Annotated in this window: 19 protein-coding genes and 3 pseudogenes; 10 read left to right on the plus strand and 12 right to left on the minus strand. The window is 55.0% G+C overall.

The genetic code is table 11. The features are described from left to right. Positions 1–128: 128 nt before the first annotated feature. Positions 129–1078, minus strand: a pseudogene (locus Q1A48_RS09265) (IS5 family transposase). Positions 1079–1672: 594 nt separating this feature from the next. Here Q1A48_RS09265 and Q1A48_RS09270 point away from each other — a divergent pair. Beyond that, positions 1673–2259 (plus strand): annotated as a pseudogene (locus tag Q1A48_RS09270) (DDE-type integrase/transposase/recombinase). Positions 2260–2357: 98 nt separating this feature from the next. Here Q1A48_RS09270 and Q1A48_RS09275 read toward each other — a convergent pair. Then, complete coding sequence (locus tag Q1A48_RS09275; RefSeq protein WP_299943876.1) at positions 2358–2675, minus strand: multidrug efflux SMR transporter; 318 nt, start codon at positions 2673–2675, stop codon at positions 2358–2360. A gap of 178 nt (positions 2676–2853) precedes the next feature. Here Q1A48_RS09275 and Q1A48_RS09280 point away from each other — a divergent pair, with 178 nt between their 5' ends. From Q1A48_RS09280 to Q1A48_RS09295, 4 genes are all read left to right on the plus strand, one after another. Then, positions 2854–3192 (plus strand): hypothetical protein, encoded by a 339-nt coding sequence (locus Q1A48_RS09280; RefSeq protein WP_299943879.1) that lies wholly within the window; start codon positions 2854–2856, stop codon positions 3190–3192. Between the two features lie 144 nt (positions 3193–3336). Beyond that, positions 3337–5424, plus strand: coding sequence for a TonB-dependent receptor (locus Q1A48_RS09285; RefSeq protein WP_299943882.1), 2088 nt, complete (start codon positions 3337–3339; stop codon positions 5422–5424). A gap of 244 nt (positions 5425–5668) precedes the next feature. Continuing rightward, on the plus strand, positions 5669–5803 hold the full coding sequence (locus Q1A48_RS09290; protein ID WP_299943885.1) for a hypothetical protein: 135 nt from the start codon (positions 5669–5671) through the stop codon (positions 5801–5803). A gap of 207 nt (positions 5804–6010) precedes the next feature. Beyond that, positions 6011–6388 carry a transposase gene (locus Q1A48_RS09295; protein ID WP_299943887.1) on the plus strand — a complete coding sequence of 126 codons (378 nt, stop codon included), beginning with the start codon at positions 6011–6013 and terminating at the stop codon, positions 6386–6388. Between the two features lie 47 nt (positions 6389–6435). Here the strand turns inward: Q1A48_RS09295 and Q1A48_RS09300 are convergent, their stop codons facing one another. Both Q1A48_RS09300 and Q1A48_RS09305 read right to left on the minus strand, forming a co-directional pair. After that, positions 6436–7101: a replication protein P gene (locus Q1A48_RS09300; RefSeq protein WP_299943890.1), complete on the minus strand. Its 666-nt coding sequence runs from the start codon at positions 7099–7101 to the stop codon at positions 6436–6438. Then, positions 7013–8386 carry a DnaT-like ssDNA-binding domain-containing protein gene (locus tag Q1A48_RS09305; RefSeq protein ID WP_299943893.1) on the minus strand — a complete coding sequence of 458 codons (1374 nt, stop codon included), beginning with the start codon at positions 8384–8386 and terminating at the stop codon, positions 7013–7015. Before Q1A48_RS09305 ends, Q1A48_RS09300 begins: the two co-directional genes overlap by 89 nt. 306 nt (positions 8387–8692) lie before the next feature. Between Q1A48_RS09305 and Q1A48_RS09310 the strand changes: the two genes are divergently transcribed. Further along, positions 8693–10951 (plus strand): heavy metal translocating P-type ATPase, encoded by a 2259-nt coding sequence (locus Q1A48_RS09310; protein WP_366523397.1) that lies wholly within the window; start codon positions 8693–8695, stop codon positions 10949–10951. Continuing rightward, positions 10951–11322 carry a cupredoxin domain-containing protein gene (locus Q1A48_RS09315; RefSeq protein WP_299943895.1) on the plus strand — a complete coding sequence of 124 codons (372 nt, stop codon included), beginning with the start codon at positions 10951–10953 and terminating at the stop codon, positions 11320–11322. Before Q1A48_RS09310 ends, Q1A48_RS09315 begins: the two co-directional genes overlap by 1 nt. Positions 11323–11536: 214 nt before the next feature. Here Q1A48_RS09315 and Q1A48_RS09320 read toward each other — a convergent pair whose 3' ends face one another. The 6 genes from Q1A48_RS09320 to Q1A48_RS09345 form a co-directional block, all read right to left on the minus strand. Next, positions 11537–12052: a hypothetical protein gene (locus Q1A48_RS09320; protein WP_299943897.1), complete on the minus strand. Its 516-nt coding sequence runs from the start codon at positions 12050–12052 to the stop codon at positions 11537–11539. Positions 12053–12403: 351 nt separating this feature from the next. Then, on the minus strand, positions 12404–12736 hold the full coding sequence (locus Q1A48_RS09325; RefSeq protein ID WP_299943900.1) for a hypothetical protein: 333 nt from the start codon (positions 12734–12736) through the stop codon (positions 12404–12406). Between the two features lie 92 nt (positions 12737–12828). Then, positions 12829–13344 carry a ClbS/DfsB family four-helix bundle protein gene (locus Q1A48_RS09330; protein WP_299943902.1) on the minus strand — a complete coding sequence of 172 codons (516 nt, stop codon included), beginning with the start codon at positions 13342–13344 and terminating at the stop codon, positions 12829–12831. 85 nt (positions 13345–13429) lie between these two features. Next, positions 13430–13810 carry an STAS/SEC14 domain-containing protein gene (locus Q1A48_RS09335; RefSeq protein ID WP_299943905.1) on the minus strand — a complete coding sequence of 127 codons (381 nt, stop codon included), beginning with the start codon at positions 13808–13810 and terminating at the stop codon, positions 13430–13432. 1011 nt (positions 13811–14821) lie between these two features. Further along, positions 14822–15619 carry an MBL fold metallo-hydrolase gene (locus Q1A48_RS09340; protein WP_299943908.1) on the minus strand — a complete coding sequence of 266 codons (798 nt, stop codon included), beginning with the start codon at positions 15617–15619 and terminating at the stop codon, positions 14822–14824. Positions 15620–15632: 13 nt separating this feature from the next. Beyond that, on the minus strand, positions 15633–16076 hold the full coding sequence (locus Q1A48_RS09345; RefSeq protein WP_299943911.1) for a plastocyanin/azurin family copper-binding protein: 444 nt from the start codon (positions 16074–16076) through the stop codon (positions 15633–15635). Between the two features lie 264 nt (positions 16077–16340). Between Q1A48_RS09345 and radA the strand changes: the two genes are divergently transcribed. Continuing rightward, positions 16341–17735 (plus strand): DNA repair protein RadA, encoded by a 1395-nt coding sequence (gene radA, locus Q1A48_RS09350; protein WP_299943914.1) that lies wholly within the window; start codon positions 16341–16343, stop codon positions 17733–17735. Positions 17736–17954: 219 nt separating this feature from the next. On the opposite strand, the gene Q1A48_RS09355 is transcribed toward radA, so the two are convergent. Both Q1A48_RS09355 and Q1A48_RS09360 read right to left on the minus strand, forming a co-directional pair. Next, the gene (locus Q1A48_RS09355) at positions 17955–19001 is read right to left on the minus strand and encodes an AraC family transcriptional regulator (protein WP_299943917.1); all 1047 of its coding nucleotides are present in this window, start codon (positions 18999–19001) and stop codon (positions 17955–17957) included. Between the two features lie 890 nt (positions 19002–19891). Further along, a complete protein-coding gene (locus Q1A48_RS09360) occupies positions 19892–21493 on the minus strand; it encodes an AbgT family transporter (RefSeq protein WP_299943920.1) in 1602 nt (533 codons plus the stop codon). A gap of 368 nt (positions 21494–21861) precedes the next feature. On the opposite strand from Q1A48_RS09360, the gene Q1A48_RS09365 reads away from it, so the two are divergent. Next, a complete protein-coding gene (locus Q1A48_RS09365; protein WP_299943923.1) occupies positions 21862–22563 on the plus strand; it encodes a gamma-glutamyl-gamma-aminobutyrate hydrolase family protein in 702 nt (233 codons plus the stop codon). Positions 22564–22946: 383 nt separating this feature from the next. Then, positions 22947–24244, plus strand: a pseudogene (locus tag Q1A48_RS09370) (IS1380 family transposase). Positions 24245–24285: the final 41 nt, after the last annotated feature.

Here is a 24285-nt window from a genome sequence, read left to right on the forward strand (position 1 = left end):
CCTCCCGCGCTCCTACACCAAAACGGGAGAAGTTGATCAAGGATCAGTCAAAAATCACGTTTTCACAGCAAATAACCTCCGTTTTCCCACCCAAAATCCGCTTTTCACGGATTTTGGGCGCACTGCCCCTATGCGGGCAGATATTTTTTCCCAATCAACAAATTGGTGAAGCCCGTCAACAGGCACAAGCGTTGGGTATTTTTCTCCAGTCCCCGGTAGCGCACTTTGCAGTAGCTAAAGATGCATTTGATATAGCGGAACGGGTGCTCCACTTTAGCCCGGATCTGCGCTTTGATTTTTTCCGCCGCTTTCAGCTCTTCTTTGCCCGGCAGCGTCTTCAGCCTGCTCGGTTTCATGGCGATATGCCACTCAACCTCCTTATCTTTTAATTCCTCACGCTTCTCGGCACCGGTATAGCCGAAATCACCCCAAACATGCTTTTCCTCGCCGTGCAGCAGTTGTTCTGTCGCTGTCACGTCGTGCGCATTGACGGTCGTGGTTTCGAGGCTGTGGATAAGTCCGAGCACGTCGTCGGTACCAATGTGCGCTTTCATTCCGAAGTGCCAGGTGTTGCCTTTTTTGTTTGGTGCATTTCCGGATCGCGTTCTTTGGCTTGGTTTTTTGTCGAGCTGGGTGCAGAAATAATGGTGGCATCGACGATGGTGCCCTCGCGCAACATCATGCCTTTTTCCCGCAAGTAGCTGTTGATCTCTTCGAAAAGTTTACGCCCAAGGCCGTTCTTTTCCAGCAGGCGGCGGAAGTTAAGGATGGTGGTTTCATCCGGAATTCTGCCCGCCAAACGCAGCCCGGCGAAATTGCACATAGATTCTATTTCGTAGAGCGCATCTTCCATTGCCGGGTCGCTGAGGTTGTAAAACAGCTGCATGCAGTGGATGCGCAGCATGACATCCAGAGACTACGCCCGTGGGCCGCGGTCGTTGTTGTGGTAGAAGGGCTCACTACGGTCAAGCAGGCGCTGCCAGGGAATGAGCGCATCCATCTTTGCCAGAAATTTTTCACGCCGGGTTTGGCGACGCTTGCTGCGGTATTCGGCTTCGGCGAAGGTGACTTGATGCATGATTTTGGGTAGCCTTGAGGAGTAGTACGATTCTATCCGATACTTGGGGAATTATTCAGAGGTTCCTTAATAGGATTAGCGAAACTGAGCTACAAATAAAGATACCTAGTGGGAAAACGATAACCTACAAAGACAGAACTGACAGTAAAGTATATGTAGAGAATGCTTCTTATACTGCCATCGAATTAATGGTGGCAATCGACTACCTGCTTATCCATAGGCAATTTTGGGGGGCAGCGCATATACTTTACTCAATCTCAAGTCGGGCAAAGAAACAAAAATATGGCGGTATGCAAATGTTTCACCTGATAACAACTATATTGTTGTTGCCGAGTCAGATCTTGAAGCAAACTACAGCCCAAACATGTTACAAATTTACAAATTAATCAATAATGAGCCATCATTAATATATGATGCCAAGCCTGACGTCTGGGCACGAAGTAGTGTGCATTGGGTATCTAGTAATAAACTAAAGTTTTTCATCACTGAAACAAACCTTAATAATATTTCAATGCAAGAGTCTGACTGTAGTGGTCTACTAATCCCGGACACCAATTTAGGTGGTAAAGTCGCTGCCTGAGACAGAGGTGTTCAATGAGTAAACAACGTAGATCCTTCTCACCCGAGTTCAAATTAGATGCTGCCCGCCTGGTCGTCGATCAGGGCTATTCGATTTCAGAGGCGGCCCGGTCACTGGATGTCGGTACCACCGGCATCCGTCGCCGGGTAAAGCAGCTTGTGGCTGAACGTGGTGGTGAGACGCCTACCAGTAAGGCCCTTACCCCTGAGCAGCAGCACAGCCGGATGCAGCTCTGACGATAAAGGCGCTGGAAATGGCCTGGGAGCAACGAGGTCAGCCGAAAGGTGTCATGTTCCACTCGGACCAAGGGAGTCAATATGGGAGCCGTAAGTTCCGGCAGCGGCTGTGGCGCTATCGGATGACTCAGAGTATGAGTCGTCGTGGAAATTGCTGGGACAATGCTCCGATGGAAAGACTGTTCCGCAGCCTGAAAAGCGAATGGGTACCGTCTCTTGGCTACGCCTCCATCGCAGAGGCAAGCCGGGACATCAGTCACTATCTGATGACCTACTACAACTGGGAGCGTCCCCATCAGCACAACGATGGTATACCACCTGCAAAGGCGGAAGAAAATCTTAACTTACTGTCCGGAAAAAGTTGACCACTACACACTGAATTCGGTACGGACAGGTATGTTGATCTGAGCCTATTTGTGCATGTGACCCCATACATGTGATCGATTTTTTCTTTAATGAAGGTCTAGTGCGCCAGCTTTAATGTGACCACCCCAACTATAATCAGCAACACACCGAGGTAGCGGCTCAAACTGGCGGGGTCCCCAAAAAAGAGAATGCCTACCAGAAATGCCCCGGCGGCGCCGATACCGGTCCAGACCGCGTAGGAGGTGCCGATGGGTATCTCCCGTTGCGCCAGCCACAGCAGCAATCCGCTGGCCCCAATAAAGACCGCGGCCATCAGGATGCCCAAAAGGCGCGTGGTGTTGTCCTGGGAAATCTTTAGCCCGAAGACCCAGCCGATTTCACACAGGCCCGCCAGTATCAGGTAGAACCAGGCCATTTTTTCCTCTTCGAGACGCAGGGTTGTGTATCCGGGCGGATAAGTATACGCCCGCGCGCTCCCCTTAATATATAGCCAAGGCGCAAGCAGCGAGGTTCTTTCTTTCGGGGTGTGCAGTAAGGGTAACCCCTATAGGCACGTTAACGGTATCCACGCCACACACATAAGGCCCTGGGCGATGTACGCCAAACAGCCGAAACCCATCCAGTTGCTGTACAGTCTGGGCAAAACCGGTCCTGCTCAAAGAGGGATTGCACAGGGCAAACCGGGTTTAATTGCTGTCGCTGAGTGTATTCCGGGCCCTGTTGTGTTGATATTCTGTTATCTATCCGGACCTGCTGGATGGGGTTATCAGGTAGTATTTTTGCCCTGTGAATTTGATACCGTAGAAATCCTTGGCGAATTTTTCAGGGGAGTTGTAAAGCAAAGTGATTGCGTAAAAAAGCCAACTACACCGGTGCCTGTAGTGGTTTACTTGGCCCGGAAATTTCAGGATTTTATTGACTGTATTTATTAGTGATACTTTGGTCGAAACCTCCGTGGGCCGCCCAAGTGACCATTCATACACATAATGACGCTGAACTTTCCTTTTGGTCAGGGAGAGAGCGGGCATTGAAAATGCTATAGGGGGTTTCAGATGCTAAGGGGGATAGCCCGGTTAATGCGGCAGGGGACAAACCTGTATTGCATGATCGGTCTGCTGGGATGGCTTATGCTGCCGGGCAGCGGCATGGCCGAGCAGGAGCGCATCGAGACCTTGCTGGTAACTGCCAGCCGCGCCGGGGCACCCACAGGGGCAGCGCCGGAGCGCTTCTCTGAAGTTGGCGATGAGGCCCTGGCCCTGGTGGGACATAGCCATATTCAACAGAGCCTGGTGCGGGTGCCCGGTGTGAATCTGGCCAGGGGCAATGGCCAGGAATACCTGCCGGCGCTGCGTTCGCCGGTGCTGTCCGGTGCCGGGGCCTGTGGCAGTGTGCTGAGCGCCGAGGACGGCATACCACTGCGGGCGAAGGGCTTTTGCAATATCAATGAACTCTTCGAGTCCCACAGTGAGACGGCCCGGAGTATTGAGGTGATACGGGGGCCCGCTGGCATCCTGTTTGGTGCCAATGCCCTGCACGGCGTGGTGAATGTGATCAGTCCCACCGTGGGAGAGCAGGCGGGCGGGGCCTCGGCTGCGGTTGGGCTTGAAGCTGGTCCCGAGGCGTTTTACCGGGCGAAACTCTCGGCAGACACCGGTACCGAAAACCCTTGGGGCCTGCGTATGGATCTGTCGCTGTCCACAGACGGTGGCTACCGAGACCGCTCCGGCTACGACCAGCAGAAACTCAGCCTGCAGCACCTGGTGCAGGCTGGCCCTCTTGAGGCCCGGACACGTCTGGCCGCAACCAATGTCAATCAGGAGACGGCGGGATATATTGAAGGTACCGGTGCCTATCGAAGCCGCCGGGCCAGTCGGGAAAACCCCAACCCGGAGGCTTTTCGCGATGCCGGCGCCCTGCGGCTGTATTCGCGGATAGATATCGATTTGGACGGGGATCGGGCGTTGGTACTGACGCCCTACCTGCGAAAAACAGAGATGCGTTTTTTACAACACTATCTGCCCGGGCAGGCCCTGGAGGAAAACGGCCAGGAAAGTGCGGGAATTAGAAGCCGTTACCGCGTTGCTAGCGGAGACCTGTTGGAACTGGTTGCGGGGGTCGACGGGGAGTTTACCCGGGGCTATCTGCGCGAGAGCCAGGCACATCCAACGGAAGGGTCGGATTTTCTGCAGGCGACAATTCCCACTGGCAAACACTACGATTACGAGGTCGACGCCTGGAGTATTGCCCCCTTTGCCCTGGCCACCTGGCGCCCGAACGAGCGATGGGATCTTCTCGGAGGCCTGCGCTTTGAAGCGGTCAATTACCACTACGACAATAACATGCTGACCGGGCGCACCAGGGAGGACGGCACACCCTGTGGGTTTGGCGGCTGCAGGTTCAGCCGCCCGCAAGACCGGGAGGACCACTTTATGAATGGGTCCCCGAAACTGGGTGCTATTTTCCGGGCCGCGCCGGGCCTGCAGCTATTTACCAATCTGGCCCAGGGGTACCGAGTCCCTCAGACTACGGAACTCTACCGCCTGCAGCGGGAGCAGCGCGCTGCGGCGCTGGATTCGGAGCGGATAAAAAGTATTGAGCTGGGTTTGCGCGGCCGCGACAGTGGGTTTTCATACGAGCTGGTGGCCTACGGGATGCGCAAGCGCAATGTGATTTTTCGGGATACTGAGTACTTTAACCGCGCCAATGGAAAAACCGTCCACCGCGGCCTGGAACTTGCGTTCGAGTACGCATTCGCCAGCCGCTGGCGGATAGAGACTGCCGCCAGTTATGCCGAGCACCGTTACCGGGACTCGCGCCGGTTGCAGGGTGTGGCACTGGATGGCCGGCTTGTGGATTCGGCGCCGAGGGTGTTTGGCAGCGCCCGCCTGCGCTGGCAGCCACTGGCGGGGATGGCCGCCGAGTTGGAGTGGCTGCACCAGGGGCGTTACTACACCGATCCGCAGAACCGGCACGAGTATCCCGGCCACAATCTGCTCAACCTGCGCCTGCGCTGGGCCGTGGAGCGCTGGGTGCTGTCTGTACGGGCACTGAACCTCGCCAATAAAGCCTATGCGGAGCGGGCGGATTACAGCCGTTTTGGCGGCGAGCGGTATTTACCCGGTGCGCGGCGCGCACTCTGCCTTTCGGTGTCCGCCGACTGGTAAATACGGGGCGTTCCTGCGGGGGTTGAGCCGGAGCCCCACACCTGCCGGGTTGCCGGGTAACGCTAGGGGCTGTTCCCGTTTTGATGTAGCAGGGCCATTTTCCGCTGCGCCCGTCGAGCTCCGGCAAACGCTGGCTGAGCTGCTCCGATTACAGCTGATCTTTGATGGGATTGGGGTGCAAAAGTCACGGAAATTAAAGCGCTATAAGCACAATGTTTAGCGCCATCTTGGTATAATCCAGGCCATGAAACGCGCAGAAAAATCAGCGAAGATATGCTCCGAGGAAATCATTCAAGTCCAGAAGCCCCTCTCCGAGAAGCTTGAAGAAAATACTGGCCTGCGCGAAGAAGACGTCTCACTAAAAAACCGTCTCGCCTGATTTGAGAAGCAGATCTTCGGCCAGAAGCCGGAAAAACGTCCCGCGGATACCAATCTCCATCAGCCCTCCCTGCTGGGCGCTGCCGCCGAACTTGCCTCGGCGGAAGGCGAGAAGATCACGGTCATCTACGAGCGGGGCAAGGCATCCAAGCAGCGCAACAACGACTGTGTTAATGCTAGCGACTTGCGTTTCGGCCCGGAAGTGCCGGTGCGGGAGATTGCGCAAACTCCAACGGAATTCGCAGGCCCAGTCGCGGATAAGGAAGTGATCGGCATCAAGACCACCCACCGTCTAGACCAGCAACCGGCCAGTTACGTGGTGCAGGAGTGTCGCCGGTTGGTACTCAAGCGCAGGGGTGGGGGCAAACCGCTGCCCAGCCCGGTACCGGGCAATGTGCTGGACAACAGTATCGCCGATGCCAGCTTCCTGGTGGACATGCTGGTCGACAAGTTCCAGTACCATCTGCCGTTGTACCACCAGCACCAGCATCTGGGGCAGGCGGGAATCACCCTCAGCCGCGCCGCAACTAAACAGCATTCTGCAGGGTATGCAAGGAAACGTTCGCCAGTAATCCGTTGCGATTAGATATCCATGGCTGGGGCAATGACGCCGTAGAATGAGCGGTTACGGGGCTAGAGCCCTAATTCCTCGCGAAGTTCGGCCAGTTTATGGGCATTTTCCCGTTTCGACAGCGGTTTACCTGGGTTCTCTTCCAGCTTCAGGGGCTCCGGAGCGGTGAGCTTTTCTCCCTCCAATACCCGCGCACAGAGTTTGCGATAGTGGTCGGCAAAGACCGGGTAGGCCACTGACTCCGGATTATTGGAGAGAAAAAACCAGTTGGATTCGCGCCCTGCATAATACACCGCCGGGTGGCTCCAGGTGTGGTTGGTTTTCGGGCTGGGTGCGTTGCAGGCTTCGCGGTAGGCGGCGCGGGTGTCTGGAAAACCGTTTTCTCCAGCGGCGCAAAGCAGCAGCATTTTGTGTATCGTGGGAAGGTACTCACTGTGCAGAATAGCGCGTTTGGCGCCCTGCATAATCTTCTGCGGCGCAAAGGCAACGAGGGCTTCCAGCCACAGGCGCTTGGCGTGGTGCAGCGTTTCGGTGTCGGGGAAAGCCGCGCTGAACTGGTTGTGGTAGTTCAGCTTGAACAGTGCGAAAACCTCGTTGATCGCGCGCTTTTTTTCATTCAGCAGTCCCTGCTCCGCGGTATTACCAGCTTGTGTCTGTGAGGATGTCGCCGATTGGGCGGTCGCGGGTGCGCTGGTTTGCGCTGTTTTTGGGGTCTTGCCGCTTGCCATAGGAGTCTCCAATTGCCAACTTGTTGCGCTGCGCCCACTGGTGGCGCGCGTGACGCACAAAGACGGCGTCCCAGCTCTTGCGCGCGGCGTTCTGGCCGCGCCAGTAAATAATAAATTCCGCAACCAGAGACAGGGCGAAGTCGCGCTCTATCTCGCACTGGTTCACCAGGTGATTGAGGCAGTCGTCCCCTGGCCGCCAGTTGCGCGAAATGGACTTGGCGACAGGGTTCTTATCGATACCCTGACAGTAATAGGCCCATTCCTCGCGGGCGTATTCAATAAACAGTTCGCCCCAGCGCGCGCTGTGTCCGCCGCGCTCTAACCACTGGTAGATAAATTCCGGCAGTAATTCTGCGCAGAAGCGCGGATTGATGGCCAGGCGCTGCAGTTGTTCCCAGGTGTGCTCGCTCGGTTGCCAGTCGCGGCACATGGCGGTGGGTTTGCGCTTCTCGATAAATGGCGTTTCCTGTTTTTCCCAATCTTCCATGACCCAGTCATTGAATTCCAGATCCCAGGAAATGGATTGCTTGCCACTGGAGCGATGATAATCCAGGAAGCGTTGCAGAGCACGGCTGACAAAGGTGCTGGGGACACCTTCATCGGCCAATTTTTGCAGGGTGTCGCTGTTCGGCTGCCAGCTGTCGGGCAGGGCCTGCTTGCGCTGGGTGGTGGCGCGAAAAGCTTCCCATTTACCCTTGATCTGGCGCAGGAAAAGGGCGCCGAATGAATGCCGGGGCTCGCCCCGTTCGCGCCAGTAAGTGACGAATTCCGGTAAATGCTCGCGTACAAAGTGCTCCGGAATCCCCAACTGGCCGATGCGCATCAGGGTCTCTGCGTCGGGTTGCCAGTTGGGCGCAATGGTGTTGGCACTGCGGCTAGCGGGTGTCTGCGGTGCCGGGGCGGGGCGGGTCTGTCCCGTGGGCAGGGCAAACTTGAGGATCTCGCCGCTGCCGAAGGGGGCCGCGCCCAGAAGCAGGGTCCCTTGGTTGCGCAGGCTGGTGGCCACCCGCTGGATATCCGCCGCTTGCCAGAAGGGCACCAGCGGGTACAGCTGTTCCCCCTCTGCCGTATACCAGTCCCGCCCAGCGTAGGGTTGCTGGGGCAGGAAGGGGAGCAGGTCGCCAAGTGCGGTGAGCAATACCGCCTCCTCAAGGCCGACAGTAGCCGCCAGGGCAGGGGAGATACAGAGGGGTCGTTCCGGGAGCAGGGGGTGTGTCATGGCGTGATAATAACACTCCGTCGGTGGGCTTGCGCAGCTATTGCGCCAGATCTGTGGTCCCGGCACTAAAGAGCTGCTCCAGTCACTAAGCTGACTATGGGCGGGGCCACAGTGTTATCATTAACCTGGTAATTCAATCGGCTTTCCGGGGCCTGATGCGGCCGCTTGAAGCGCTGCCCTTGAAATTCCGCTGCAAGGGATGGGTTGTTAATATTGCTGCAGGCCCTCTGCAGGAGGCCGAAGGCGGTATCGCTTTTATTTTGCTATCAGTCCGGCAATCCCTATTTCCAATTCGGGTAACAAAGGGGCCGCCGATGCAAAGGGTTGCCCTGCCTGCGCGGTGCGATTGGCGGTTTGTCGCTGGAAACAGTAATGCGAGAGCGCAATATGACCAGAGAGCAACAGTCAGCGCCAAGGGTCTTCCGCCTGTATGGCATCACTTGCGCCGGCTGTGTGCACAAAATTGAAACCGCCGTGCAGCGGGTGGTGGGGGTGCGCGATGCCCGCGTCAATCTTGCCGGGAAAACACTGACCGTGCGCGGTGAAGCCGAGCCTCGGGCCTGTATAGAGGCGGTGCGCTCGGCAGGTTATGACGCCGAGGTTGCAAAGCAGAGCGAGCGCGAGCTGCGCGCGCAACAGCATAAAGAAGAGATATACCACTACCACCAGCTGTTGTGGCGCTCAGCATTTGCCCTGCTTGTGGGTGTTCCACTCATGGCCTGGGGTTTGGTTACCGCCAAGGTATCGGTGAATACCCCCACAGATCAGCTTGTCTGGGGCACGATGGGACTGATCACTCTGGCGGTGCTGATCTTTTGTGGTGGGCATTTTTTCAGTGGTGCCTGGAAGGCACTGCGCCATCACAGTGCCACAATGGACACGCTGGTAGCGCTCGGTACCGGTGCGGCCTGGCTGTTTTCCATGGGGGTCGTTGTGCTGCCCCAGCTACTGCCGGAGTCGGCGCGACACGTGTACTTTGAGGCCAGTGCCATGATTGTCGGCCTGATCAGCCTTGGACAGGCCCTGGAGGTACGGGCACGCGGGCGCACCAATGCGGCGGTGGAAAAATTACTACAGCTGCAGGATAGCTCGGCGCGGGTATTGCGCGATGGCAAAGAGGTGGATATTCCCATCGAACAGGTACAGGTGGGAGACCGGTTGCGCGTGCGTCCCGGGGAAAAAATCCCGGTGGACGGTGAGGTGATCGAGGGAAACAGCCGGGTGGACGAATCCATGCTCACCGGGGAACCGGTGCCGGAAAAGAAAAGCGCCGGCGACAGCCTGGTTGCGGGCACCCTGAACAAGAATGGCAGCCTGCTGTTTCGCGCGGATAAGGTCGGCGACGAGACCCGTCTCGCGCAGATTATTGAGATGGTCAAAAACGCACAGGGTTCCCGGGTTCCCATTGCACGCCTGGCGGATAAAATTTCTGCAATCTTTGTGCCGGTGGTTATGGTTATCGCCGTGGTGGCGGCACTGATCTGGTTCAATGCGGGCCCCGAACCCCGCGCCGCACATATGCTGGTGGTGCTCACCTCTGTGCTCATCATCGCCTGCCCCTGTGCGCTCGGGCTGGCCACCCCCATGTCCGTGATGGTGGGGGTGGGCAAGGGGGCCGAATACGGTGTGCTGGTGCGCAATGGCAAGGCGCTGCAGCAATCCTGCAACCTGGATGTCCTGGTTGTGGATAAAACCGGAACCCTCACCGAGGGATCGCCACGCCTTACCGCTATCGACACGGATGGCGACAGCGATGAACTTTTGCAGTTGCTTGCAAGCCTGGAGCAGGGTTCTGAGCACCCCCTGGCAGAGGCCATCGTCAGTGCGGCCCACGAGAAAAAGCTGGCGCTGCAAACACTGGGTGATTTCGAAGCAATCACCGCCCATGGGGTCAGCGGCACTATTGCCGGCAGGCGCGTAGTGCTGGGCAACACGAAATTAATACGGCGGGAAAACATTCCCATGGGCACCTGGCAGGCCCGCGCCGACCAGTTGGCGGAGGGCGGGCGCAGCATCATATATGCGGCCGTGGACGGCGAGTTGAAAGGCGTCGTCGCCATCGCCGATCCCGTCCGGGGCGATGCCGAGGCAGCCATTGGGCGCCTGCGCAGACTGGGCCTGCGTATCGAAATGCTGACCGGCGACAATCGGGCCAGCGCCGAAGCCGTCGCCAGGCGCCTGAAAATTAACCAGGTGCATGCGGAGCTTTTGCCTGAAGACAAGGAGCGGATTGTCGCGGAGCTGCAACGCGGCGGCGAACGCGTGGGAATGGTGGGAGACGGAATTAACGATGCCCCGGCCCTGGCCCGTGCCGATGTGGGCTTTGCAATTGGTGCCGGCACCGATGTCGCCATCGAAAGTGCCGATGTCACCCTGATGCGCTCTTCCCTGCACGGCGTGGCCAATGCGGTGGAACTCTCGCGGGCAACACTGCGCAATATCAAGCAAAACCTGTTTGGTGCATTTATTTATAATACCCTTGGCATCCCCATTGCCGCCGGTATTTTGTATCCCCTCACCGGCATGCTGCTCAGCCCGATTGTTGCCGGTGCTGCGATGGCATTGTCTTCCCTCACGGTGGTCAGTAACGCCAATCGATTGCGCCTTTTCAAACCCTCGGAGCCACATTGATGGAAGTGTTATGGGTAAACATTATTGGTCTTTTGCTGATTGCCTGGATTATCTGGTGGTTCTGGTTGGGCCCTAAGCATAAAGCAGGCAAAGAGGTCGCCGGGGGTGAGAAACTGCATATCCTGGTCAAAGACGGTGTCTATGAGCCGGATCGTATCCGCATGCCGGCAGGCCGCCCCGCCACCTTGCACTTTTGCCGCGAGGATCCCAATCCCTGTTCGGAGTGGGTGCTTTTTCCGGACCTGGAAATCAGTGCGGAACTGGCGCTCCATCAGGAGACACTGGTAGAAATTCCGGCGAGTGCGCCGGGTGAGTACCCTTTTACCTGCCAGATGCAAATGTACCGGGGAGTACTGGTGCTGGAGCCTTAATCCGGCTTGCAATCCGCCGCGGTGTACCTACTAAGCGGGTTTGCTGTCGTGAGATCTCAAAAAGCCGGCAGCCTTTCAATGGCGGTATGTATAGAGGTCTTGGCAGAGCAATCAGATTGCCCGGTTTAAAATATCCATAGGTAACGCCTGAAAGGGAAAAGTTACGCACCAATGTTGTCCTGGGTTTTTTTATACAATCCTGTGAGCGGGGTTTTCAGCCTGTGCCACTGATATGACCGATATAAATCACTGCGTCTCTGATATCAAAGATAAAAGAAAATAGGATGACGCCTGTGATGGTGCCCGTCCAAATTCGAAACCCGGCCGGTTCATTTGTATTCAGGAATGGCCGGTGCATGAGTAAAAGAATTAGCCCCGGCAACCAGCAGAGAATATGCATTAATGCGATGGAACCACCCAGGAAAGGCAGTCTCAACAGCGCAAAAGCCATAGACCCGCCTGCTGCTGAAAGGATGAAGCCACCCGAAGTCCACCGGGCCAGTGGGTGCTTCCAGGCAAAGTAAAATCCTACTAAAAATGTGATCGCCAGAAAGCAAACCCAAATCTGTACCCATGTCGGGGTCTGCATAAATCCATGGGCATTGAATACTTCTAAGGCGCCATGGCCAGCGATATATTGCTCCTCCGTACCCGTAAGCGCAGCGTTGGGAGTCAGGAAAAAAGCGAGTAATGGAAGCTTCAGAGCGAAACACGATTGAGTCAAGTGCATATTCCCCTTCTAGAAATTTTAGAGTTCACGGCAGGGTTCCGACAATAAAACCGCTCTACCGTCTGGCATTGAGCGGGTCCGGTCTGGGGACGCCTGGAGGCCCTTTGAGGCTGTGACCTTTTCAGGTGGGCCATAATTGAGGCTTTCAGCGCCTCTGACCGGTGCCGGTATAAATGCCTGACTTAAATACTGCAAATCAGAATCTCGTACACCTTGCCAGACATGGATAGATGAATCCTCTTTGCAGCCCATTCATTGGTCTTTAGTTTGAGGTGTGAAAACCCTTATGCTTTATGCCGGAATGACTTCCTGCTTGTTTGTCAGTGGGTTCAATACTCCGGTTTTTTTTATCTACATGCCGGGTTGTTTTTTCCTGTATGCTGATCCAACCATATATATACATTTTAAGCAATTTCCTGATCCCATTTGCTCATTTTCAATAAACACCAGGGTTCCGGCCTGTTGGGCAGCCTGATTTTTCATATCGTTGCGACAACTTTTAATAATATCCAAAATGGAGCTGAAACTTCCTGTGTAGCTGCAGGACACATCAGTAATATATTCGTATTCATCTGCGTTAGGGATGCCTTTGGTAAAACGCACTTGTTCAGCACCAGAAGTTAACTTGGTAGAAGCGCAGGATGTCAAGAAGTAAATCGTGCCAAGCAAGATGGCTTTTTTCATGAAAGGCTCCGTAACTATTCTTGTTTCAATGGATGGGTAATATCAGAAACAGCGGTGTGCGTACCCTTTGATGGCGCTGTCTGTTGAGAGGTTCACATTAGTTCGTTTTTCTTTTTGAATGTTCTAACTCTGGTTCGCATATTTCGCATTGGTGAGGTGGTGTTAAATTGAATCATCCTTCCGAGAGTATATTTCCTATACCAATTGTCACCATAAAGCTCCTCTTCAGTCAATGAGTTAACCAGGGTTAAAATTTTATTGGTTGTGACTTTAAATTCATGAAGAAGGCATGGGTAGGACCAGTCTTTGTAATGCGCATGAAAATGCTGGGCAAGTTTTCCCAGTTGATTCCATTTGTATCCAGTAGCTGGCAGCGTAACGGGTTGTCCGATAGAAGTCTGTTTGTGCCACTTTAGGACCAATTTTCCCCAGCCAATAAGATAGGCCAGAGTATCACATACGCTAATTTCAGTACCTTTTACATTTCCCTCGACACCAGTCTTCCGGGAATAGCTATCGGGAATGGTTTTATAGTCAGCACTCAGCTTGTCATAGGCATGTTGGATCGAATCGTATAACGCCTGCTTATTCATTGGTATGGATGACATGGCTGGCTCCAGGGGGCTGATGCATGTAATACGGGTGCGAATAGGGTGACGTCAAGCCAGGCCTGACGTCGATAAGCGGATGATATTATTCGCTCAGCCAACGCATAGCCTCGCTTTCATCTTCAAAATACTTGGCCTCGCCCGAGATGAACCAGTGGCTCAGTTTTGCCGCGACCTCCTGCCATTTTTTATTGCCGTAAATGGCAATTTTCTGAAACTCATTGCCATGTTTGAGCCCGAGCTTGAAGTCATCCCATGCCGCTCTTGGCTCCCAACCCTCGAGTTCTGTGCCATCCAGGAAGACCTTGACTCTGGGGTCTTTAACTTCTTTCAGAGCTGAATCAATCATTGGGGTTATTGTTTCATAATCCTGATGGGTAAGCTTCCCCTGGGCTTTTAAAGACAGGAAAAAAAGATCACCGGCTCTTTCAATGCCGATGGATAGCCCGTGCCGTCTGGATACCATTTGTAGCTCCTTTTGTTCAAGTAGGGTGCCTGCAATACAGGTGGAACAGTCAGTTCATATGGCTTTGCGGTTTTGATCGTCTGCTCAAAGCAGGCACTGTCTGTTAATTCTATCTTTATTGAAAATGACTGTCACCTAAATTGCATTTTTTGAGGATTGAGTTTTCAATGAAGGGCCATCGAGGAGGCATCTCCTGAGCATAGGCACTTTTCGCCGTCAAGACGTGATGCGACCCAACGGTGAAAGTAGTGTCATCATGCCGTATTTTTATGCTTGATTGGAGTTACTAGTAAAGCAGGAGGGAAGAATACCCCTCTGTCAGGATCGTATGAGGCATGGATGCCGATTACGAGCGTACAAGGAAGTATTCACAGCGTGTCCTGGGAGAGGGGTATTCTTTCCTTCCGACCCGGTAGTATGTATTCAAAAGCCATCTCCAGCATTTTTCCGGCTGACAAGCCGTTTTCCCTGCTCCCGTTATTTTAAGCGCGTGAAATGATATCCCGACGCAGCGTTATTATAGCAATTGCCGGTTACACGCCAATTGCAACGTAGTGTCTGTGTCTCGATCTTTGAACCCCCTCGGGGGTGGTAATAGTGTCCTCTCTTAGTGTGGCTGGGAGCGTGCGCAGTTATTCTATGCCGTTATAAATTCAATCAGCACATTCCGAGCCAATATGGGCGTCATGCTTTTCGACATGGTGCATTCCACTATCAGGAGGCTGTACGGATCAGGCTCCACAGGCGGAAATTATCGGTCTTCTTATTCCTCGCAAATGGCGCGGTGCTCCCGTGGTGCCAGGGCTGAAACATCAGGTTGTGACTCCGATAAAAGTTGGCCGCTCTATAAACCAGCCAAAGCCACTGTATTTCAGCGGTTTAGGTAAATCGTTGCGAAGTACAGGCGGTCCCGGGTGACAGAAGGGCCGGTTGAGTGCCTGGCAGGGCGAATCGGCACGACAATGGCTTTGCATCAATGAGAGCGTGTGGATGCACTGTTGAATTTTTGAATCAGGCCTTGTCTATTGGCAGTTGAAAGTCCTGATGACGCAGCAGATCCGGCCCGCACTCCAGCTGCTCAAACCAGTCCAAAAAGCGCTTCTTGACTGCTTCTGACACGAAATAGCCACCGTGCTGCGGCACGATCATTGCGGGGTTTAATTCGCGCACCATCTGTACCCATAAGCGGCAGGCCCGATTGCCGCCCATATAACGTCGATGGAAGCCTTCCATGGACTGTAACTGGGCGTCGAAATCCGTCACCTCCCCCTCTTCTCCTCCCAATGAGGCGCCGATATCGCCGGAAAAAAGGATTTGGCTGACCGGGTCATAAAAGCTGAAATTGCCGCAGGAGTGGAGAAAGTGGGCGGGCAGGGCCCAGATTTCACCGCCGGCAAAGCTCAGTACCTGGCCCCGGTCATCCAGTGGCACTATGCGATCGTGCCATCTTTCATTACCGGCACGGGAGGCTACAAAACCGGACACCAGGTGCGGCAGGAAGCGCGACCACAGTTTTGATACTGCCACTTTGCAGCGGGAGTGCAACATCCAGCGGGGCAGGGAGGTGATAATGTCCGGGTCCTGGTGCGAGGCCAGGATATATTCCAGGTCGCTCAGGTTCAGGTGACGACTGAGTTCGATCGTCAGGTGTGTGTAGGTGAGATCGCCGCCGGGATCGATAAGCGCTCCTTTGGCACCGCGTCGGATCACGAATTGATTGGCCTGTATGCCGTCACTGTCATGTTGCTCCTTAACAAGATCGCAAAACCGCGCAACCAGGTGATTTCCCTGTTCAAATAGAATATCCACACTGCGGCTCCCCTTATTTCACCTGGTCTGGGTATTGTTCGAGCCGTGCCTTGTTGACGGCAATGAGGCCACGCATTGTCAGAGCCTGTTTCCCGGTATTCTCCAGGTTGCCGGCTTTGCCCACCTGGAAGACACCCACTATGCCGAGCGCCAGGTGGAGGTCACACTGGTACACAAAGACGCCCTCCTCTTCGAGCATCACCGTTACCTCCTCGCGCATGTTGCCATTCCAACTGGCCCCGTTTGCCGGTGAGAATACCGAGCGGGTGTTATGGGCTATATCGGTGGGCAGGAAGGTGACGGTGTCGTCGGGGGCAACTTTCAGGAAGGTGGGCTCAAAAGCCATCATGCCGTGCTTGCCCCGGTTCAGCATCTGGAGCTGCTCATTCGCAGCCAGGGCGGAGGTTGAAGTGAAGATGAGTACCAATATCGCACTGCGAAGAAAAATAGACGGCATTTTGACTTCCTGTTTGATGGCTTGCCGGTGTTTTGTCTGTACCCACCCAATCGCAGTTACGGACCGCGGCGGATAGTATCTTGCTGAAAATGCGGTGAATTGATCTGGATCAATCGGGCAGAGTCCCCTGAATGAGGAAAAATCTGCCATTGGGAGCAGGATGTGTCAGTGCTTTATCCCTCGGTGTAGGCCCTGCCCAGAAGTGGCCTGTCCGGGGTAAACTGTGCGCCAAACAAATGATGGGCGACTTTTCGGGAGAAAATCTTGGCCACAAAACGCAAAACGGCCTATGTGTGCAATGACTGTGGGGCCGATTACACCAAGTGGGCAGGGCAGTGTAGTGCCTGCGGTGCCTGGAACAGTCTGTCAGAAGTGCGCTCGGGGTCGGGGTATAAAGACAGCCGCGCGGCCGATTTTACCGATACCCAGAGCGGCTATGCCGGTGCAGCCGGTAGCGGCAAGGTGCAGAAACTCTCGGAAATCGACCTGAGCGAATTGCCGCGTATCCCCACCTCTGCCGCGGAGCTGGACCGGGTGCTGGGCGGCGGCCTGGTGCCGGGCTCGGTGGTATTGATCGGAGGTCACCCCGGCGCGGGTAAATCCACGGTGCTGCTGCAGACCCTGTGTCACCTGGCCGCGGGCATGCCCGCGCTGTATATCACCGGTGAGGAATCTCTGCAGCAGGTGGCGATGCGCGCCAAGCGTCTGGGGCTGCCCACGGATTCCCTACAGGTTCTCAGCGAGACCGGTGTAGAACGTATCTGCCATGTGGCCAAGAGCGTCAATCCGCGCGTGATGGTGGTGGACTCCATCCAGGTGATGCATATGAGCGAGGTGCAATCGGCACCGGGTTCCGTGGCTCAGGTGCGCGAAAGCGCAGCCTTCCTCACCCGCTATGCCAAACAGACCGGTACCGCACTGATCCTGGTGGGCCATGTCACCAAAGACGGCAGCCTGGCGGGCCCCAAGGTGCTGGAGCATATTATCGACTGCTCCATCCTGCTCGAAGGCAGCCACGATTCCCGCTTCCGTACCCTGCGCGCCCATAAAAACCGCTTTGGTGCGGTGAACGAGCTTGGGGTGTTTGCCATGACCGAGCAGGGCCTGAAAGAGATTTCCAACCCCTCCGCCATTTTCCTGCAGCGCGCTGAGGAGGTGGCAGCCGGCTCGGTGGTGACTGGGGTGTGGGAGGGCACCCGCCCCCTGCTGGTGGAACTGCAGGCGCTGGTGGACGACAGCAGCCTGGGCAACCCGCGTCGGGTGGCGGTGGGGCTGGACCAGAATCGCCTGAATATGCTGCTGGCGGTACTGCATCGCCACGGCGGGGTGCTGGTGGGGGACCAGGATGTGTTCATTAATGTGGTAGGTGGCGTCAAGGTGGTGGAAACAAGTGCCGATCTAACCCTGCTGCTGGCGGTGGTCTCCAGCTTCCGCAACCATCCCCTGCCGCGGGATCTGGTGGTGTTCGGTGAGGTGGGCCTGTCCGGGGAAATCCGCCCGGTGCCTTCCGGTCAGGAGCGTTTGCGCGAGGCCGCCAAGCACGGTTTTCGCAAGGCCATAGTGCCCGCTGCCAACCGCCTTAAAAATGATATCGAGGGCATGGAGATGCAGCCGGTGCAAACCCTGGCAGAAGCGCTTGCGGCCATTGATTTGAGCTGAGGCGGGGCGATTCCCCGGGGAGCAAACAGTGATAATCATCGGGCGGGGCGCCAAGCAGTAACTCAAGGAGATTGCCGATACTGCCAGTGAGATGCGTGCAGGCAAGCTTGCTTTTGCCAGTGGACTTGCCGCTCGCAAGGGTATCGAATGGTGAGCGGGTTGGTATTGGTATACCCCGCCCATTCCTAGCCAGTATTGCCCACGCGATAGAAGATGGCCTTATTCGGCCTCACAAGTCCCGAGTGCTGCATTGGCCAATAACCTGCGTCTTACCCGCATTGGCGTAGCCTTGAACCACCGGGCGCAGGCGCGGTTGAAAGAGCTCTGCTCGCGGTACCCCAACATACTGGATATCTGCGACATAGGCGGCTGTTTGCCACTTAAATAGTATTCCGCACGCTCCCGGCGTATACGATCCAGTATATCCTCAAATACCAGCCCACGATTCCGCAACCTGCGCTGCAGGGTGCGCTTGTGCAAGCCCAACTGGTTGGCCACTTCCTGCAGGCTGCAACGTTTCAGCGGCATTAGGCAGTCAATCAATTGCTCAACCTGTCCTGGCAAGTCCGTCGCACCTTGCTGGAGCAAGTCATCGATATAGGCTTTGAACAGTGCACGCAGGCCCGTACCGCACTTTTCTGTCGGCAATAACAGGGCGTTGCTGCTGAGAACGAATAGGTTGCAGTCACTGTCAAAACGCACCGGCGCCTTGAAATATTCCTGGTATCGTCCGTGCAGAGGCCGTTGTGTTTTCAAATGCACAGCTTCCAGCTGAAAGTGATCACCACACAAGGTTTGCAAGGCAATTAGACACACACCCATCAGAAATTCCCGGCACTGCTCGGGAGCCTGCGGGGTTTCCACCTGTTCTTGTGGGTCCTCCAGACAGTGAAAGCTGATACAGGCTCTGTCGCCGTTGTTCTCTAATGCCAAGCGCAGACCGTAGGGTGGGTTGCCCAACAGATCTATGGCAACTTTCAGGAACTCTTCCAAAGTCAAAGACTGCAATATTGCTGGGCCCAGGAAGGCCAGTGCGGCCACTCCCTGACTGTGTGCCAGGCGCAGGCCAAAGTCGGCACAGTCCAGTTGCTGTGCCGACTTTTGCAGTAGTGTGGTGACAGAACTCAGGGGGAGGTACCCTGACAGGCGTGCAATCTGGTGCGGATTAATGCCGGTGCTGGTCAGCAGTATCTCCGGGTTGTGGTGCAGCTGGTCGACCAGATCGCAGAAACCTGTCAGCAGCGTCGTTTTTATTTGTTGAGTCAATTCCTGTGAGTCCTGTGTGTCATCCGCAAAACTAAAGTCGCTGAATCTTTCTGTTGAGAAGAATATGTTCAGGCGGAATCGATCGGGTTTTTGCGATGCCCGGATATTAAAGACAACCAGAATATTACGGTGTCGTTTTCAATCGTTGTCTCTAATGGCAATACTGCGACTGGTTTTTGAACAGTCTCGCCGACAAAGGCCTGCGCTGTTTTGATACCCTGCTATGCTGGCGAAGGAGCGCAATAGCTATCTGTTTCTCATCGAGATGAAGGCAAATCAGGGTACAACCAAGGTGCTCGTCCTGAGCGGAAAAATAATGATCGCTAGGTCAGGGCAGATTTTGCCGGTGGCGATAATCCGCGTATCCATCTCCGCTAAACGTTTTTACAGGAAACTATATTACTTGTTTTATTCCACGTTTTTGAAGGCTATAAATCGCATCGGGAATACATGAATGTCGCCTAATGAAAAAAAATACCCCTATAAGCCTTCATTAAGGAATAGTGTTTCTGCATTTCATTGTTTTTTTTTTTTTGTTTTAAGGTGGACGCGTATTTGGGAATATAAGTTTTTTCCTCTTTTGGCTGTCAGTGGATTCTCCACAGTTAATCCCGGCGCGGGTGGCCCCATTTGCGGGCGGTTGGCTGGACCGATACCAGGCAATATCCGATTGGGGCAGTCTCCCGGGGGGGTCGGTTAGTCCGGCTACCCAATGGGCCCTGCCCTACAGGACCTGTTTGAACACGGCTTTTGTGATAGCGGTGGATTTGCGCAGCACCTTTGTCTCTTGAGGCTCTTGCCGGCTGGGGGGTGCATCTCAGGGTATGGGTAGGGAGATGGAGTGTGGAATAAAAAAGCCCGCTGGCGCGGGCTTCCCGGTTGCGTTTATCTTAGTTGGCGTAGTAGGTGGCCGCACTCGGACCAACGGGCAGGCCGAAAACGAATACCCAGAGATAGAATAGAATGGTCCACCCAACAAAAAAGAAGATGGAATAGGGAATCATCGTGGCGATCAGCGTGCCCATACCCAGGTCTTTCTTATAGCGGGCGGCGAAGGTGATGATCAGGCCAAAATAGCTCATCATCGGGGTGATGATATTGGTTACCGAGTCGCCAATGCGGTAAGCCGCCTGGATCACTTCCGGCGCGTAACCCACGAGCATCAACATTGGCACAAAGATAGGCGCGGTCACCGCCCACTGTGCTGAAGCGCTGCCCAGCATCAGGTTTACAAAGCCGCACATCATAATAAAGAACAGAAACAGAAGCGGCCCGGTCAGGCCGATGTTTTGCAATGCATCCGCCCCCAGCACGGCGAAAATAGTGCCCAGGTTGGTCACCTTGAAGAAAGCGACAAATTGTGCGGCGAAGAACACCAGTACGATGTACATGCCCATGCTGTTCATACTTTTGGCCATAGCGTCGATTACGTCACGGTCATTCTGCATGGTGCCGACAGTTTTACCGTATACGAAGCCTGGAACGGCGAAGAAGACCAGGATGAGTGACACTATACCCTTGAGGAAGGGAGAGCCGGCTACCGCGCCGGTTTCGGGGTTGCGCAGCACGCCCCAGGAGGGCACCACTGACAGCGCAAACAGGGCTGACACGGCGAGGACGGCGAGGCCGGCGTACTTCAGGCCGCGTTTCTCGGCATCGGTGAGGGTTCCCAACTTGTCCTGGCTCAAATCTACAGAGGCTTCCCTGGGATCGTACTTGCCAAGTTTGGGTTCCACGATTGACAGGGTAACCCAACTGCCTATGGCGGTAATCAGGAAGGTGCTCACGAACATAAAGTACCAGTTCACTTCCGGGCCCACTGTATAGGTGGGGTTTATGATATGGGCCGCGGCCTCGGTGATTCCCGACAGCAACGGGTCCACGGTGCCCAATAGCAGGTTGGCGCTGTAGCCGCCGGAAACGCCGGCAAAAGCGGCAGCCAGGCCGGCAAGTGGGTGGCGTCCCAGGGAGTGAAAGATCATTGCCGCCAACGGAATCAGTACCACGTATCCGAGTTCGGATGCGGTGTTGGAGATGATGCCGGCAAAGACCACGATAATGGTCACGGTGCGCTTGGATGCCTGCAGTACCAGCCCGCGTACAGCGGCGCTGAGCAGGCCGGAGCGCTCGGCAATACCCACGCCCAGCAGGGCCACCAGCACCGTTCCCAAGGGGGCAAAGCCGGTGAAGTTTTTCACCAGGCTGGTCACGATTATCCTGAGGCCGTCACCGCTCATCAGGTTAAAGACTTCAATGACACCATCGGGGTCGCGGCCCGCGGACCCAACCGGCCGCGGGTCTGCCACAGACAGCCCGAAATAGGAGGCCACGCCGCTAATCAGTATCACGCCTATCGCGAAGAGCGCAAACAGGGTGATGGGGTGGGGCAGGAGATTGCCAAGCCATTCCACTGCATCCAGAAAGCGGGTAAAGGGCGTCTTGCGCCCGGCAGGGCTATCCTGCCGATCATTCGGGGAGGTCGTTGTGGTCATTGTTTGTCCTCGATCGTTGAATTACGGGCGGGCTCTAATGGCTTCCGAGCCGTCCGGCAGCCCAATAATTGGCTGAAAAATGTTCTAAGGTCGCGATCATACACAAAAGTCTTGTGGGTAAGAATGCCCGGGTAGGGATGCGGCCGACTGGACGGTCGGGGAAATGCAGGCCTGGTCTGCCCTCTGGGAAAAGATCCTAGGGTAGGGGATATGGCGCCTGACTTATTCCTGCTGATCTACAAAGAGGCGCTAGGGCCCCTGGGCTCTAGGCGGGTGGGGGGTAGCATCCAAAAGGATCACTGATACGACCCGGCATGCCCGGATATGCCATAATCCCAATACTCAGCAGTCAACCGAGCGGTGAAATAATGAAGATTGGAGTGTTAAAAACCGACGATGTACGCAAAGAGCTGGTGGGCGAGTTTGGCGAGTATCCGGAAATGTTCGCCGACCTGTTGCGCAGCCAAGACCCGGAACTGGCGTTCACTACCTATGAGGTTCAGCACGGCCACTACCCGGATCAAATGGATGAGGTGGATGCTTATCTGATAACCGGAAGCAAGGCCGGTGTCTATGATAACAAAGACTGGATTTCACCTCTGATGGACTTTGTGCGCAAGTTGCATGAGGCCAGAAAACCCACGATCGGTATTTGTTTTGGCCACCAGCTGATCGCTCAGGCACTGGGCGGCAAAACCTGTAAATCAGATAAGGGCTGGGGGTTGGGGGTGCATACCTATGAGATGCAGGAGACGCCCTCGTGGATGTCGGAGCCCATGACCAAATTCAGCTTACTGGTGACCCACCAGGACCAGGTAGCAACATTACCGCCAGGTGGCCGGGTGTTGGCCTCGAGCGAATTCTGCCCGATGGCGATGCTGCAGGTGGACGACCATATGCTCAGCTTCCAGGCCCATCCGGAATTTAGCAAACCCTATTCCAACAGCCTGATGGAATTGCGCCGCGAGACCTTTGGTGAGAAAGTGGTTGAAAAGGGGCAGATCTCCCTGCAAAACGATATCCACGAAAGTGTCGTTGCCAAGTGGATGCTGGAATTTTTGCGCAGATAAATGCCTCTTACCTATTGGGTGGGTTTACCCGCCCGTATTCCTAAATGAACTCCTACTGTTCATAGTACCTCTTAACGCTTATCTCGTTCTGCTTCGGCTATACCAGCTGGGGCATATTCCCGATGCTAAATTTTATTTTGGTGCGGCTATCGACCTAATACAATCTGGTAAAGGCGGGTTTCTAGCCCTCCCTCCCCACACCACCGTACATGTGGGTCCGCATACTGCGGTTCATTAAAACTATCTGTTCAGATAGTGAAATTTCACCCATACATCCCTTACCGAAACAAGCCCTAGCCCGGATTTTGCACTACTTCAGATACAAAAGCGGCGGAAAGTCTTATTATTTTGGTATTTAAAACAGCCCAATAAGAACTTCCGCCGTGCTAAAATGCTACCAGCCTGAACTCAGTTTTTCATCTCTTTCCCGTCGCAAAACCACCGCAGATTTTACTGGCGGTGATTTGACCTCCAACGTCAGCCTGCTGCTTCTGAGAGAGTGCGACTGCCATCTGGGCTTGGCTCGCTCCGTCGCGGATGACGTCCATGATCTGCGAGATCCTCCTGGGTTGACACAGCACCGTACAACTGGCGCGACAGAGGCTGCTGGCTTTGAAGACCTGAACGATCATGGTCAGTTACGCTTCGATTCCGCGTTCCAGTTCGGTTTCCAGCGCCCGAAAACACTCGCGAGCACGGCTACCCTGTGTCGCTTTGAGCAGCAGCAGAATCGCTCCGTGGCGGGCAACTTGCACAAGCTGCTCTTTGACCAGTTCGTGGCTCGCCATAAGAAATCGCCCAGGCGCCTGATTCCGGACTTCGATACCACGGATATTCCGGTGCATGGGGAGCAGGAGCAACGTTTCTTTCATGGCTATTACGACAGCCATTGCTTCATACCACTCTATGTCTACCGTGGACGGCACCTGTTGGTGAGCTATTTACGCCACTGCCGACAAGACACTGCTAAGCACAGTTGGGCCATTCTCGCTTTGGTGGTTAAAGCCCTATGCCAACAGTGGCCCGTGGAGGAGATCCTTTTTCGAGGTGACAGCGGCTTTTGCCGTCACCGGATGCTCGACTGATGCAATCTAACCGAGTGAAATACATTATCGGTATCGCCCGCAAAAGGCGCCTGGAAAGGTCGATTAGTGGCTATCTGGAACTTGCGAAACGCTGGAGTCTCAACGGTACTTTCGAATTCAGTCTGTTCCGGAGCTTCCTGTACGCTGCCGGCACCTGGAAACACAAACGACGAGTGATCGGCAAGACCGAGTACACCCAGAGCGGCCCCAACCCCCGCTTTATCACTACCAACCTCGAAGACGAGGATGCGGAAAAGCTCTATCGCGAAGTCTATTGCGCTCGCGGCGACATGGAGAGCCGCATTAAGGATCAACAGAGAGATTTGTTTGCTGACCGGACCTCCTGTCATCATTGGTGGCCGAATCAATGGCGACTACTACTTTCGGCCCTGACGTGGGTACTGTTCGAATACCTGCGGGATCACCTGCACAACACCAAACTTGCCAAGGCATCGGTGGCCACATTACGTAATCGCCTGATCAACATTGCCGCTGTGGTGATTAAGAACACACGCCGCCTGCGCTTTCGGTTACCAGCAGCGATGCCGGACAGGGAAACCTTCTGCGCGTTGGTATCCCGTCTAAAGCCGACGTAGTCAAAAAGTGTGCTATTCCCGGCAAAGAAAACAATGGTGTA

Origin of the sequence: uncultured Microbulbifer sp. (assembly GCF_947489355.1) — a bacterium.
Taxonomy (GTDB): domain Bacteria; phylum Pseudomonadota; class Gammaproteobacteria; order Pseudomonadales; family Cellvibrionaceae; genus Microbulbifer.

Excerpts from the sequence above, each read along its gene's own strand:
- Q1A48_RS09360 (WP_299943920.1), bottom strand. The coding sequence starts at position 21,493 with ATGACCACAACGACCTCCCCGAATGATCGGCAGGATAGCCCTGCCGGG.
- Q1A48_RS09280 (WP_299943879.1), top strand. The coding sequence starts at position 2,854 with ATGTACGCCAAACAGCCGAAACCCATCCAGTTGCTGTACAGTCTGGGC.
- Q1A48_RS09345 (WP_299943911.1), bottom strand. The coding sequence starts at position 16,076 with ATGCCGTCTATTTTTCTTCGCAGTGCGATATTGGTACTCATCTTCACT.
- Q1A48_RS09315 (WP_299943895.1), top strand. The coding sequence starts at position 10,951 with ATGGAAGTGTTATGGGTAAACATTATTGGTCTTTTGCTGATTGCCTGG.
- Q1A48_RS09365 (WP_299943923.1), top strand. The coding sequence starts at position 21,862 with ATGAAGATTGGAGTGTTAAAAACCGACGATGTACGCAAAGAGCTGGTG.
- Q1A48_RS09320 (WP_299943897.1), bottom strand. The coding sequence starts at position 12,052 with ATGCACTTGACTCAATCGTGTTTCGCTCTGAAGCTTCCATTACTCGCT.
- Q1A48_RS09275 (WP_299943876.1), bottom strand. The coding sequence starts at position 2,675 with ATGGCCTGGTTCTACCTGATACTGGCGGGCCTGTGTGAAATCGGCTGG.
- Q1A48_RS09335 (WP_299943905.1), bottom strand. The coding sequence starts at position 13,810 with ATGGTATCCAGACGGCACGGGCTATCCATCGGCATTGAAAGAGCCGGT.
- Q1A48_RS09310 (WP_366523397.1), top strand. The coding sequence starts at position 8,693 with ATGCGAGAGCGCAATATGACCAGAGAGCAACAGTCAGCGCCAAGGGTC.
- Q1A48_RS09290 (WP_299943885.1), top strand. The coding sequence starts at position 5,669 with ATGAAACGCGCAGAAAAATCAGCGAAGATATGCTCCGAGGAAATCATT.
- Q1A48_RS09325 (WP_299943900.1), bottom strand. The coding sequence starts at position 12,736 with ATGAAAAAAGCCATCTTGCTTGGCACGATTTACTTCTTGACATCCTGC.
- Q1A48_RS09300 (WP_299943890.1), bottom strand. The coding sequence starts at position 7,101 with ATGGCAAGCGGCAAGACCCCAAAAACAGCGCAAACCAGCGCACCCGCG.
- Q1A48_RS09285 (WP_299943882.1), top strand. The coding sequence starts at position 3,337 with ATGCGGCAGGGGACAAACCTGTATTGCATGATCGGTCTGCTGGGATGG.
- Q1A48_RS09330 (WP_299943902.1), bottom strand. The coding sequence starts at position 13,344 with ATGTCATCCATACCAATGAATAAGCAGGCGTTATACGATTCGATCCAA.